The organism is Buttiauxella izardii (assembly GCF_003601925.1).
Taxonomy (GTDB): Bacteria; Pseudomonadota; Gammaproteobacteria; order Enterobacterales; family Enterobacteriaceae; genus Buttiauxella; species Buttiauxella izardii.
This window is the reverse complement of record NZ_QZWH01000004.1, coordinates 23,415-35,822: the sequence shown is the minus strand read 5'-3', so window position 1 is coordinate 35,822 and position 12,408 is coordinate 23,415. Positions and strand designations below refer to the sequence as shown.

The 12,408-nt window shown below is 49.6% G+C and carries 12 protein-coding genes; 6 read left to right on the top strand and 6 right to left on the bottom strand.

Translation table 11 applies throughout. The features are described 5' to 3' along the window. Positions 1-250 precede the first annotated feature (250 nt). Complete coding sequence (gene queE / locus D6029_RS02120; RefSeq protein ID WP_120063276.1) at positions 251-922, top strand: 7-carboxy-7-deazaguanine synthase QueE; 672 nt, start codon at positions 251-253, stop codon at positions 920-922. 99 nt (positions 923-1,021) lie between these two features. Here queE and D6029_RS02115 read toward each other — a convergent pair whose 3' ends face one another. Further along, positions 1,022-2,500 (bottom strand): FGGY-family carbohydrate kinase, encoded by a 1,479-nt coding sequence (locus D6029_RS02115; protein WP_120063180.1) that lies wholly within the window; start codon positions 2,498-2,500, stop codon positions 1,022-1,024. Next, positions 2,493-3,791 (bottom strand): MFS transporter, encoded by a 1,299-nt coding sequence (locus D6029_RS02110; RefSeq protein WP_120063179.1) that lies wholly within the window; start codon positions 3,789-3,791, stop codon positions 2,493-2,495. Before D6029_RS02110 ends, D6029_RS02115 begins: the two co-directional genes overlap by 8 nt. 344 nt (positions 3,792-4,135) lie before the next feature. On the opposite strand from D6029_RS02110, the gene D6029_RS02105 reads away from it, so the two are divergent. The 5 genes from D6029_RS02105 (at position 4,136) to D6029_RS02085 (ending at position 9,491) form a co-directional block, all read left to right on the top strand. Further along, on the top strand, positions 4,136-4,921 hold the full coding sequence (locus tag D6029_RS02105) for an SDR family oxidoreductase (protein ID WP_120063178.1): 786 nt from the start codon (positions 4,136-4,138) through the stop codon (positions 4,919-4,921). A 59-nt stretch (positions 4,922-4,980) separates the two neighbouring features. Further along, positions 4,981-6,435 (top strand): FAD-binding oxidoreductase, encoded by a 1,455-nt coding sequence (locus D6029_RS02100; protein WP_120063177.1) that lies wholly within the window; start codon positions 4,981-4,983, stop codon positions 6,433-6,435. 62 nt (positions 6,436-6,497) lie between these two features. Further along, a complete protein-coding gene (locus tag D6029_RS02095) occupies positions 6,498-7,853 on the top strand; it encodes an MFS transporter (RefSeq protein ID WP_120063176.1) in 1,356 nt (451 codons plus the stop codon). Then, positions 7,831-8,619, top strand: coding sequence for an adenine nucleotide alpha hydrolase family protein (locus D6029_RS02090; protein WP_120063175.1), 789 nt, complete (start codon positions 7,831-7,833; stop codon positions 8,617-8,619). Before D6029_RS02095 ends, D6029_RS02090 begins: the two co-directional genes overlap by 23 nt. Next, positions 8,616-9,491, top strand: coding sequence for an electron transfer flavoprotein subunit alpha/FixB family protein (locus tag D6029_RS02085; RefSeq protein WP_120063174.1), 876 nt, complete (start codon positions 8,616-8,618; stop codon positions 9,489-9,491). The genes D6029_RS02090 and D6029_RS02085 overlap by 4 nt, the downstream gene beginning before the upstream one ends. Here D6029_RS02085 and D6029_RS02080 read toward each other — a convergent pair. The 4 genes from D6029_RS02080 to queD all read right to left on the bottom strand — a co-directional run bounded on the left by D6029_RS02080 (position 9,480) and on the right by queD (position 12,101). After that, positions 9,480-10,055: a glycerol-3-phosphate responsive antiterminator gene (locus tag D6029_RS02080; RefSeq protein WP_120063173.1), complete on the bottom strand. Its 576-nt coding sequence runs from the start codon at positions 10,053-10,055 to the stop codon at positions 9,480-9,482. The two genes, D6029_RS02085 and D6029_RS02080, sit on opposite strands and share 12 nt — an antisense overlap. A 20-nt stretch (positions 10,056-10,075) precedes the next feature. Continuing rightward, positions 10,076-10,348 (bottom strand): ferredoxin family protein, encoded by a 273-nt coding sequence (locus tag D6029_RS02075; protein WP_120063172.1) that lies wholly within the window; start codon positions 10,346-10,348, stop codon positions 10,076-10,078. Then, a complete protein-coding gene (locus tag D6029_RS02070; RefSeq protein WP_120063171.1) occupies positions 10,345-11,622 on the bottom strand; it encodes an FAD-dependent oxidoreductase in 1,278 nt (425 codons plus the stop codon). The genes D6029_RS02075 and D6029_RS02070 overlap by 4 nt, the downstream gene beginning before the upstream one ends. Positions 11,623-11,738: 116 nt before the next feature. After that, on the bottom strand, positions 11,739-12,101 hold the full coding sequence (gene queD, locus D6029_RS02065; protein WP_208642658.1) for a 6-carboxytetrahydropterin synthase QueD: 363 nt from the start codon (positions 12,099-12,101) through the stop codon (positions 11,739-11,741). Positions 12,102-12,408 lie beyond the last annotated feature (307 nt).

Below are 12,408 nucleotides of genomic sequence, written 5' to 3'. Positions count from 1 at the left end.
GGGGATAATTCAGGGTTGATGCTAAGAGCGTGGGGGCACCTGGAATATGATGATGATCAAGCCAGAGGGCTAAGAGCTGAGATAAGTCCGAATGTTGTGATGGTAAGCACAAAGGCCATGTTTATTTTATGGGTATCTCGGCGGGGATGAGGCGCTTATTGCAGAACAAATAGCCCTCGCAGCCGCGTTACGCATGATCTCAACCGTCACTTCTGCGATAATTACTCTTTACACCTATTTTGAGATGACTATGCAGTATCCGATTAACGAGATGTTCCAGACCCTGCAAGGGGAGGGCTATTTTACTGGTGTGCCCGCCATTTTTATTCGCCTGCAAGGCTGCCCGGTGGGCTGCGCGTGGTGCGATACCAAACACACCTGGGATAAACTCGCGGATCGTGAAGTCTCTCTGTTCAGTATTCTGGCTAAAACCAAAGAAACCGATAAATGGGGCAGCGCCAGCGCTGAAGACCTGTTAGCGATTTTCCAGCGCCAGGATTACACCGCGCGCCATGTGGTGATTACTGGCGGCGAACCGTGTATTCACGATCTCACGCCGTTAACGTCGCTGTTTGAGCACCACGGTTATAGCTGCCAGATTGAAACCAGCGGCACTCACGAAGTGCGCTGCACCGCAGACACATGGGTCACCGTTTCCCCGAAAGTGAACATGCGCGGCGGTTACGACGTGTTGTCTCAGGCGTTAGAACGCGCGGATGAAATTAAGCATCCGGTCGGGCGTATGCGAGATATTGAAGCGCTGGATGAGCTACTGGCAACGCTGGTGGATGATAAAAAGCGGGTGATTGCGCTCCAGCCTATCAGCCAGAAAGAAGACGCCACGCGTCTGTGCATTGAAACCTGTATCGCCCGCAACTGGCGGTTTTCGATGCAAACGCATAAGTATTTGAATATCGCTTAGAAAATGATAGAAGAAGCTGCACTTATCCGCCCTACAAAACCATAGTCGTTTTCGTAGGTCGGGCAAGCGCAGCGCCCCCGACAAAACAACATTATCCCGTTACGCGTTCGACCAACTCTGAATCGAATCCACTTCATTCAAATTGCCATGAAACACTTCATAGGATTTTTTCAATATCACATCGGTGTGTTTGGTGAGATCCTTGAATATTTCCTTATTCATCGCTTCATACAGCGCGGCATTTTTTTCGACTGGCACAAAAGTATCTTTTACCCGCACCATTTTCTCCACCGCCTGCTCGCAGGAGGAATAAACGCCCAGACCAACGGCGGTGTTAATGGCCGCCCCGAGGCTTGCACAGCCGTTAATCACATTTCGTTTTGCGGGTAGGTTAAATACATCGGCAAAGATTTGCATAAACAAATCACTGTTTGAGCCGCCGCCCGTAATAATGATGTGCTTCGCATGGCGACCCATTTCACCGCACATATTGTCGTAGTTATTTTTTAAGGTCAGCGCCACGCTTTCTAAAATAGAGCGATAAATCCAGGCGTAATTCATGTTGGCGTTAAAACCGATCATCGCCCCTCTTTTATACGGTTCCCACGGGTTAGTCAGCCAATCCAGCACCGTCATTAAACCGTCGCAACCCGGAGAAACTTTGGCTGCTTTGTGATTGAGCAAATCTTCCGGCGAAAGCCCCTGCGCTTGTGCATCTTTAATGAGGGACTCGCCCAACATGTCTCGCAACCAGCTGACCGTCCACATCCCTTTGCGGATGCCATATCCTTCATAAATTAGCGTTTCAGGAATGGATGACATAATCGGCCAATACCAGGTCGGATCTTTTGGTAACGCCTTGCCGTTCATCATCAACGCGATATAGGTGCCCAATGAAATCACTGCTGTTTCGTCATCCAGCAATCCTGCACCCAGCGCTTCAACGGCTTTATCGCTGGTGCTGCACACGACAGGCAAGCCTTCCGGGAAACCGGTCGCAAGCGATGCTTCGAGAGTGATTTTACCTAACACAGTGCCCGGCATTTGCACATCAAATAACATATGGCGTGGGAGATTAAATTTCTTAATCACTTCCTGATCGTCGCTCCACGCCCAGGTTTTATAATCCACCGGCCACTGGCCAAAATAGTTGGCAACGTTGTCTTTACGCTCGCCCGTTAAGCGGTGCGACAAATACCCTGAAAACGAAGTGACATAAGCCACTTCGGGATTGGTATGCTCATAAGGGCGTGTTACACGGGCATCTTGCCAGCTAATTAACGGTGCGGCGGGCGTGCCATCGGTTTTTAGCAAAGCTCTGCAACAACGAATCGATCCAAGCCCAATGCCGAGAATATCCCCGGCATCGCCTTTAAACTGACTCATCAGATCCTTTCCCGCGTCGCATAAAGACGTCCAGAGATCGTCGTCAGGATGTTCAACCGTATCAGCATCTGGAGTGTGCATCGGTTGCAGCAAACCCTTGCCTTCGCACACCACATTTCCTTGTAAATCATACATCACGACTTTAGTGCTCTGGCTCCCACCATCAATTCCGATGATATATTTTTTAGGCATTTCCATTCTCCTGTAATGATTCAACATGCTCACGCGGCTGCTGATGTCGTATTTTCTGGGACAGCAAAAAGGTAAAGACCACCACCACGCAAAGCGCGCCCAATCCCATCAACCACATGTTTTTATAGGCTTCGGCGGCGGGCAACGTGTCTTGCCAGTGACCGACAATGGGGTACACAAATACGTCCGGCAAAAAGCCAATGACCGAACAAATTCCGACGGTCGTCCCCATCACGAATGTTGGCGTGCGGGCTTCCCCTGGGCAGGCGAAGTACAGCCCGCGCGAGGCATAACAGGTAAAGCCAAGCAGTAAAATTAGCCCGATTCCGACCGCTACCGATTGCGGGTTCTGGTTGGTTATTAGCAGTGCAACCAGCGTAATAATGCCGATTAAGGCTAAAAATTGAATGACCCTGGTCGGCGATTTAAAACGGCTGTATGTCGTGATAAGTCCACCGAGTGGGCCGCACATCGCGCGGAAAATCTTATTGATGACAATGCCCATATAACTGGCAGCAACCAGGGACATGCCATAAATTTCAGTAAGATAGTTCGTGGAGTAACTGAGAATGGCGTAAATGGTATAGACGCCAAAAATGATCATGCTGCAATACCAGGTGGTCGGAATTTTTAGCACCGCGATAATATCGCTCAGTTTAAACGCCGGCTTTGCGACCTCTTCGGCACTGGCTTCACGAGCGGTAAAACCGTCGGTGACAAAGAACCAGCACAAAATCCCCAGCGCGATATAAACACCACTGTAAATCAGGATGACGGTCTTCAGGCTGTTACTGTTATCGGGGTGAAAGCGCGAAAATATCCACATGGTGAAAACGGCCAGCGCCATCACACCTACGCCGCGCAGCCCTTCCATCCAGCCCATAATCTTGCCTTGCTCACGGTGATCGCCCAGCAATGACGCTGCTTTTATCGACACCGACCACAGCATTAAAATTGTGGTAATCGCAAAGGCGACCTGAATAGCCAGCATTACCCATAACGGGGGATATGATGCCATGATGAAACCTAATATTCCGGTTGCGATCATCGCGCTAGTCATCATTTTACGGTGGGAGAATTTATCGGCAATAATTCCACTTGGCGCGTAGAGAATAATTGCGGTAATTCCGAAGGTACTCATGATTAATCCGATTTCTACATTGGAAAAACCCATAAACTTTGCCATCGGAATTTGATAAATATAGCGAAGATAGGCCAAGTCAAAACTAACACCACCACTAATACTTATTATTGCCAGGGTGACCCAGCGGCGAAAATTTGATTGTTGCATGTTGTTTTCTCGTCGTTGATAGCGTTATTTACAGGCAAAAAAAAGAGAAAAGGAATCAACCCTTGCGGGCGGATTACTTTTCTCGGGGTCTCTAGTAATATCTAAAATTAGTATCACAGCAATTAGTCTTTTAGTGTGAGAATTATCACGAATTAAAATTAATAACGACAGATACGTGTTTTGTAATGGGGGAAATAAAAGAGTGTGATAGAAGTCACGTAATTGATTTCGCGGCTGTGTTAAATATTTAAGCCAGTTACTAGAGACGATGAGAAAAGTAGCTTCCCTTCAGGGGGGAGATTGCTTTTCTCATTTTTTTTGTCCTTAATCTTATGGGGTGATGTATGTCACTGAATTTACTGAATGAATTTTCACTCGACTTCTTCTCGTTAAAAGGCAAAACCGCGATTGTTACTGGCGGCAACAGTGGACTAGGGCAGGCATTTGCTGTCGCACTGGCCAAAGGTGGTGCGAATGTGTTTATTCCAAGCTTTATTCTGGATAACGGCGAGACAAAGGAAATCATTGAGCAACAAGGTGTTAGCGTCGAAATTATGCAGGTAGACATTACTGAAAAAGGTGCGCCCGCTCGTGTTATCGCAGCCTGTAAAGAACGATTTGGTCGCGTGGATATTGTGGTTAACAACGCCGGGATCTGTAAGCTAAACAAGGTGCTGGACTTCGGGCGCGAAGACTGGGACCCGATGATTGACATCAACCTGACTGCGGCATTTGAGCTGAGCTACGAGGCGGCAAAATTAATGATTCCGCAAAAATCCGGAAAGATAATTAATATCTGTTCTTTGTTCTCCTATTTAGGTGGGCAATGGTCACCGGCTTATTCCGCGACCAAACATGCTCTGGCTGGTTTTACCAAAGCCTATTGTGATGAGTTGGGTCAATATAATATTCAGGTCAATGGGATTGCCCCAGGTTATTACGCAACAGAAATCACCACTGAAACTCGTAAAAATCCTGAAACCAATAAACGCGTACTTGACCATATTCCGGCAAATCGTTGGGGTGAAACTCAGGACTTAATGGGGGCAATGGTATTTTTGGCAAGTCGTGCATCTGATTATGTTAATGGGCATTTGTTGGTTGTCGATGGCGGTTATTTAGTGAGATAGCTTAATATCCCCAACTTTATTATTTAATAATTCCATTCACGTTGCAGGAAGGTCAAGTCATGTCTTTAAATCGAGAAGCGATAGTTGAACATTTGCAGGAAATTGTTGGCCCTGAGCAGGTTATTACCGACGAGAAAGTGCTGCAAAAAAATAGTATCGATCGTTTCAGAAAATATGCCGATATCCATGGCGTATTTACGCTGCCGCTTCCCGCTGCGGTAGTTAAATTAACCAGCGCCGAGCAGGTTTCACGGGTTCTCGCCTTTTTGAATAAGCACCATATTAACTGCGTGCCGCGTACTGGCGCATCTGCTACTGAAGGGGGGTTAGAAACTGTTGTCAGAAATTCGGTGGTGCTCGATGGTTCAGGACTGAACAAAATTATCAGCCTGGATATCGAAAACATGCAGGCCACCGCGCAGTGTGGCGTACCGCTTGAAGTGCTGGAAAACGCGCTACGTGCCAAAGGTTACACTACCGGGCATTCGCCACAGTCCAAACCGCTGGCACAAATGGGCGGTCTGGTGGCTACACGTAGCATCGGGCAATTCTCTACTTTGTACGGCGCGATTGAAGACATGGTGGTCGGGCTGGAAGCCGTGATGCCGGATGGCACTATCACGCGCATCAAAAATGTTCCACGCCGCGCGGCTGGCCCTGATATCCGCCACATCATCATCGGTAACGAAGGTGCGCTTTGCTATATCACTGAAGTCACAGTGAAAATCTTCAAATATATGCCGGAAAATAATCTGTTCTACGGCTACATTCTCGACAACATGAAAACCGGCTTCAACATCCTGCGCGAAGTGATGGTGGAAGGGTATCGTCCGTCGATTGCGCGTTTATATGACGCCGAAGATGGCACCCAACACTTCACACATTTTGCCGATGGAAAATGTGTGCTGATTTTCATGGCCGAAGGCACCAAACGCCTGGCGCAAGCCACGGGTCAAGGCATTGAAGAAGTTGTGGCCCGCTATCCTGAATGCAAACGTGTCGACAGTAAACTGATCGAAAACTGGTTCAATAACCTGAACTGGGGGCCGGAAAAAGTGGCTGCAGAACGCGTGCAGATTATGAATACCGGCAACATGGGCTTTACCACCGAAGTCTCAGGAAGCTGGAGCTGCATTAACGAGATTTACCATCGTGTTATTGACCGTATCCGCAATGAATTCCCGCATGCAGACGACATCACCATGCTCGGCGGTCACTCATCGCACAGCTACATTAACGGCACCAATATGTACTTCGTGTACGACTACAACGTGGTGGACTGCAAGCCGGAAGATGAGATCAATAAGTACCATAATCCGCTTAATAAAATCATCGTTGAAGAGACGATTCGGCAGGGCGGTTCGATGGTGCATCACCACGGCATCGGCAAGCATCGTACCCAATGGACGAAGCTTGAGCACGGCAGCGCATATCTGCTTCTCAAAGGACTGAAAGAACAATTTGATCCGAATGGCATTATGAATACAGGAACGATTTATCCTATTGAAAAATAGGATATTGTGCGGTCTCGTTTGAGGCCGCACTTCTGCTGGCCGTGAGTCAGAAGGAAGCTGCTATGTCTGCATCAACAGTCCGCATGGACGATCTGCCGCTCAACCGTTTTCATTGTCGCATTGCCGGTCTGACTTTCGGCGCTCATCTCACTGACGGCTATGTGCTGGGTATTATTGGTTTTGCACTTATCTCTTTGAAATCACAAATCTCGTTGACCACCCTGGAGGAAGGGATGATCGGCGGCGCGGCGCTATTTGGGCTGTTTTTTGGCAGCCTGGTGCTGGGATGGGTTTCTGATTTTGTGGGTCGCCAGAAAATATTTACCTTCAGTTTTGTCGTGATCACTTTAGCTTCGTTTTTACAATTTTTTGCCGAAACCGCGCAGCAACTCTTCTGGCTCCGCGTTCTGGTGGGGATTGGGTTGGGCGGTGATTATTCCGTTGGTCACACTTTACTGGCGGAATTTGCGCCACGCCGTCATCGAGGTACATTGCTGGGCGCGTTCAGCGTGGTCTGGACCGTGGGTTATGTTATTGCCAATCTCGTTGGCCACTATTTTGCTGATTTTTCCCCTGACATCTGGCGCTGGTTGCTTGCCTCAGCAACGCTGCCTGCGGCAATCATCACACTGTTACGCTGGGGGACGCCGGAATCACCACGCTGGTTGATGCGCCAGGGGCGTTTCCGGGAAGCTCATGCCATTGTGCGTCGCCACCTTGGGCCGAATGTCTTGCTGGGCGACGAAATGGCAGTTTCCACTTCGCGCCACATACGCACGCTATTTTCATCGCGATACTGGCGGCGCACGGCGTTTAACAGCCTGTTTTTTGTCTGCCTCGTGATCCCTTATTTTGTGATTTACACCTGGCTGCCGACAATCATGCAGACCGTGGGTTTCGAGCATTCGCTTCAGGCCAATCTGCTGCTGAATCTTCTGCTGGTGGTGGGCGCGGTAGTGGGCTTAGTGCTGACGCAATATTGCTCCCGGCGTAGTCTGTTGATTAACGGATTTGCCATTCTCTCTCTTTGCCTGATTGCGCTGGCATTCACGTCTCTCACCAATACCTCGCTGATTTTCGCGCTGTTTATCACCTTTACCGCCACGATTTCCGCCATTAGCAACCTGGTAGGCGTGTTGCCTGCGGAGAGCTTCCCGACGGATATTCGCTCCCTCGGCGTGGGTTTTGCCACGTCCATGAGCCGTTTAGGTTCAGCGATTAGCACTGGCCTGCTGCCATTAACGCTTGCGGCGTGGGGCTTGCAACACACAATGCTGATACTGGCGGGCGTTCTGCTGCTCGGGCTGGTTGTCTCGATACTTTGGGCACCAGAAACTAAGGATCTGACGCTGGTTGCAGCCTCAGGAAACAAGGAGAAGTTACCGGGGGAAATCAATGAACATACTTCTGGCATTTAAAGCGGAACCTGATCTTTCCATGTTGCCGGAACAGGCATGGCAAGAAGCCACATCCGGGCCGCTTGATCTCAGTTACGCCCGCTATCAAATAGGGCTGGATGAACAAGTGGCAGCTGAACTTGCGCTGCGCCAGCTTACACATTCGCAGGCTGTTAACCTGGCCGCACTGACACTGGGTGGCGCGCACAGTGAGCCGTTTTTACGCCAGCTTAACGCATTGGGTTTTAGCCATTTGGCGCGGCTTGAGCCTCAAAGTGCGTGCGATTTACGATTTTCACCCAAACAGGTGGCAGACGCGCTGGCTCAATGGGTGAAACAACACCCGCAAACACTTGTTTTAACAGGCAGCCAGAGCAGTGAAGGCAACAACGCACAAACCGGTTTTTTGCTTGCGGAACGGCTGGATTGGCCTGTTCTTGCAGGCGTGGTGGATTTTGTGGTGGACGCTGCCAATCATCAACTCGAAGTCGAACTGCTTCAGGATGGCGAACGGTTGCGCTGCCGCGTGGCGCTACCGGTGGTGCTTATCGTCATGAACGATGGGCGCTACAGTCTGCGTATACCCGGTATTCGCCAGAAACTTGCCGCCAGCAAAGCGCCAATTATTACGGCAGCCGCAGCGAAGCACGCTGCAAATTCATCGCCAAATGTGGTGCTAACCCGCGAGCACTATTCACGCCGCGCACAAAAAATTGACGGTGCAACTCCTCAAGAGAAAGCCCGATTACTGTATGAAAATTTCCTGCGTGAGAGATTACCGCGATGAAAATAGCTTTAATCATTACCGCTCAGGGGGAGTTGGGCGAACGCCAGTTGGGGGAAATCAGTTATTTTATTAACCAATCTGAACTGGTTGACCCTGAATTTGAAATCTGGCGGCTGGCAGGGGCGGCTCCCTGGATTGCAGAAAACAATCTCGTCGCCCTGGAAACTCATTTTCTCACCGCGCCACAAGATTTATTACTCTTTCCCTCCGGCCTGCGCGGAACGGAACTTGCGACGCGCCTCGCATCCCGGCTGCAAGGGCTGGCGTTTTGTGGCGCAACAAAGATGATTTCAGCTGAACAAGTCACGTTTTCACGCCCGATTTACGGTAACGCGATGGTGGGGTGTTTTAGCGCGGGTGAAAAGCCGTGGTGTGTTTGCGTTTCCCGCTCGTCGCGGCCTGGCGCTCTTCCTGCTGCTGCTACTCAAAAAATGCTGCAACTAAGTAATGATTTTCCGCCGTGGTTGCTGGAGATAAATCGCCTTGAGGATATTCCCCGCCCGGCACTCCAGCGCGCCCGATGCGTACTGGCAGTGGGGCAAGGCGTTGAAACTTTGCATAATATGGAACGGGTAAAAGTGCTGGCGCAAAAACTGGGTGCCGAAACTGGGGCCAGCCGCCAGGTCGTGATGAATGCGTGGTGCGAAATGGACCGGCTTATCGGGATGTCAGGGGCAATGATTTCCCCGGATGTTTGCATTGTTGCGGGTGTTTCAGGTGCTGCGGCATTCAGCGCAGGGATTCGAGACAGCACTCTGATTGTGGCTATCAACAACGACGAAAACGCGGCTATTTTTTCTCAGGCTGACGTGGTGATTGTTGATGAAATGATGCCAGTGCTGGAGGCACTGGCAGAATATTCAACGCAGTGAACTTGCCAGTTCCCAGACACCTCGGTTGGTGGTTGAAATAGCCAGCGCCCCGGCACTTAGCGCCACGTTTGCATCTTCGCCATCGCAAACCAGGCCCCCGGCAATAATCGGCAAATTGATTTTCTCCGCCACCCAACCCAACACTTTTGGCATACAACCCGGCAGAATTTCCACGCAGTCCGGGTTCGATTGGGCAACTTGTTTATCAATATTGTGAAACGAAATTGAATCCACCAGGAACATGCGGTGAATGGCGAAGAAACCCTGCGTGCGGGCGGCTTTTACCATCGATGCTTTAGTGCTGATAATCCCGTCCGCGTCGGTCACCATTTTGAGAAAGTTAATCACAATCTCTTTATTCGAGGTGCCTTCCAGCAAATCGACATGAATAAAAGCGTATTTCTTCGCTTTCTTGATCTGCTGAATAATACCGGTGATGGTGCAAATGTTGCCGTACAACACCGAGATAAACAGGCTGTCGGATTGCAACGCGAGCTGCAAACTCTCCTGATCTTTGACCGCCGCAATAACAGGATTCTGTTTTAATAAATGAATTAAGGGCACAGCAAGTTCTCCATAATCAATCAGCCAAAGCGTAGATGAATGCCGTAATCTGCGGCAGGGTAACGCCAGAGTTTTAGCGCCTGCTCATCTACCAGCATTCGGCAGGTTCCGCATTCGAGGCAGCCATGAACATCGACCCGCAGGCTGCCGTCTCCCATAATGTGATACAACCCGGCAGGGCAGCATTTCACCAGCAGCGCCATTGTTTCTGGGTCAAGGTTTGCAGCAGGAATGATGTGCGCTTGTGCCTCTGGCTGATAGTGATTTTTAGCAACTTTATGATCCGCATTCATATGTTTTTGGCACCTTTTACAAGGTCTGTGAGCACGCTGGCAATTCCTTGCTTTCGCGTGTGTTTCCACAATCGTTTTCTCAGAAATTCAGGGCTAATTTCCCCCACTTCGTAATGCTCGCGTTGCAACTCCGCCAGCAGTTGTGGATAAGCTGAAAAGAGCGCGGAAGTCCGCAACAAATCAGGCAAATGCTGATAGCGTTTTAACACTGCCCAAAGTGTGCTGGTGTGCAATTGTTGGTGGTAAATCTCACGCAATGAACCCGCACTTGCTTGAACCGCCAGAGTTTGCGCCGCCGCTTTTGCTGAGAGGATCGCTAAGTCCATTCCGCGAATAGTCAGGGCGGTATTCACGCAAAAACGGGCGCAGTCACCGACAATCATCCAGCCTTTTCCCGCAAGGTTTTTAGGAACGCTTTTTAAACCGCCTTCTGGCACCAGATGCGCTCCGTACTCAAGTAATTCAGTCTGCTTGAGCAGCGGGCGCAACAAAGGATGTTGTTTAAAGTTTTCCAGCAATTGTGGGGCAGCGACGGCTGATGCTTGAATGGTAGAAAGCGGGGCAACAATCCCCAGTGAAAGGGTGTTTTTATTGGTATACAGAAAGCCACCAGCGGGTAGTGATTCACTTAGCTCGCCGCTGAACAACCACGCTGTTCCTTCATTTGCTTCAAGAGAAAAGCGGCTGTCGATGACATCTTGTGGCAGCGTCAAAACCTCTTTAATCCCCAGCGCCATATCGTGCGGCGTGGGTTTTGGGATTAACCCGTGGCGCTCAGCCAGCAGGCTATTTGCGCCTTCAGCCAATACCACTGTTTTGCAGCGCAGCACTTCGCCGCCCACTTTCACACCGCGAACGGTCTCTCCTTCCATCAATAATTCTTCGACCATCACGCTGTTCAGGCATTCAGCTCCCGCCAGCTCAGCTTGCTGTGCAAGCCAGGGATCAAATCGTGCGCGCAAAATAGTATGGGAAGTGGATGCGGGAGAAAACGGCAGGTGGCGATAATCAAATGTTGTGGCGATGTGCCCACTGAGTAGCGAGATTTTTTCCTGTATCACTTCGCGTTCTAGCGGGGCGTGTTGTGCAAAGTCAGGAATAATACTTTCCAGGGCGTAACTATAAAGCCGCCCACCAGAGAGGTTTTTGCCGCCGGGTTGCGTCGCGCGTTCCAGCAGCAGAACTGAAAGCCCGGCGCGCGCGCAAAGCAATGCGCAACTGGAGCCTGCCATCCCTGCGCCAACGACAATAACATCAAAGTCTGTTGTGTCCATTTTGATAACCTTGTGAGGCAATGGCTCAACATAGCATTGATAAGAAATGATTTATTTGAAGGGGGGCACAACGATTTAGTTCCCTCTCAGGCAAGAGAGGGAATGGGGAAACTTAATTAACCCTTATACACGCAACCGGCGGTACAGGTTTCTTTCACCATCACCGCGCTTAGCAGCGGCACAAGTGGCTTCATTTCATCCCAAATCCATTTCGCCAGCACTTCGCTGGTTGGATTCTCAAGCCCTGGAATATCATTCAGATAGTAATGATCCAGACGATCATAAGTCGGTTTAAACGCCGCTTTCAGCTCTGAAAAATCCATAATCCAGCCGGTATAAGGATCAACCTCGCCGGTGATTTCCAGACGCACCATAAATGAATGGCCGTGCAGGCGACCGCATTTGTGGCCTTCCGGCACATGCGGCAGGTGGTGAGCGGCTTCGAAGGTAAAATCTTTAAACAGGGTGGTGGACATGATTGAGTCTCTTTCATACAAAATAACCGCGGCATAGTACAGGAAATGACTATTTCACGCATCAACAATACCCTGCGACCTTTCCCAAAGGCTTGTTACTGATATTTTTTGTTGTTTTAGTCGTTATCTTTCAGTGGGTTAGTTAACCACTTTTTACGTTATCCATTACCCGTAAAAGCGGTTAGTCATTTTGGTTATTTCATATTTCTATCCCTTCTTTAATTGTTATTATCCCGATGGTTAACCTTACACCTATGAATGCTTTTTACCGTTGATTGTTGAAACGGACCTTTTGCTACTGGAACTCAAA

Excerpts from the sequence above, each read along its gene's own strand:
- queE (WP_120063276.1), top strand. The coding sequence starts at position 251 with ATGCAGTATCCGATTAACGAGATGTTCCAGACCCTGCAAGGGGAGGGC.
- D6029_RS02115 (WP_120063180.1), bottom strand. The coding sequence starts at position 2,500 with ATGCCTAAAAAATATATCATCGGAATTGATGGTGGGAGCCAGAGCACT.
- D6029_RS02110 (WP_120063179.1), bottom strand. The coding sequence starts at position 3,791 with ATGCAACAATCAAATTTTCGCCGCTGGGTCACCCTGGCAATAATAAGT.
- D6029_RS02105 (WP_120063178.1), top strand. The coding sequence starts at position 4,136 with ATGTCACTGAATTTACTGAATGAATTTTCACTCGACTTCTTCTCGTTA.
- D6029_RS02100 (WP_120063177.1), top strand. The coding sequence starts at position 4,981 with ATGTCTTTAAATCGAGAAGCGATAGTTGAACATTTGCAGGAAATTGTT.
- D6029_RS02095 (WP_120063176.1), top strand. The coding sequence starts at position 6,498 with ATGTCTGCATCAACAGTCCGCATGGACGATCTGCCGCTCAACCGTTTT.
- D6029_RS02090 (WP_120063175.1), top strand. The coding sequence starts at position 7,831 with ATGAACATACTTCTGGCATTTAAAGCGGAACCTGATCTTTCCATGTTG.
- D6029_RS02085 (WP_120063174.1), top strand. The coding sequence starts at position 8,616 with ATGAAAATAGCTTTAATCATTACCGCTCAGGGGGAGTTGGGCGAACGC.
- D6029_RS02075 (WP_120063172.1), bottom strand. The coding sequence starts at position 10,348 with ATGAATGCGGATCATAAAGTTGCTAAAAATCACTATCAGCCAGAGGCA.
- D6029_RS02070 (WP_120063171.1), bottom strand. The coding sequence starts at position 11,622 with ATGGACACAACAGACTTTGATGTTATTGTCGTTGGCGCAGGGATGGCA.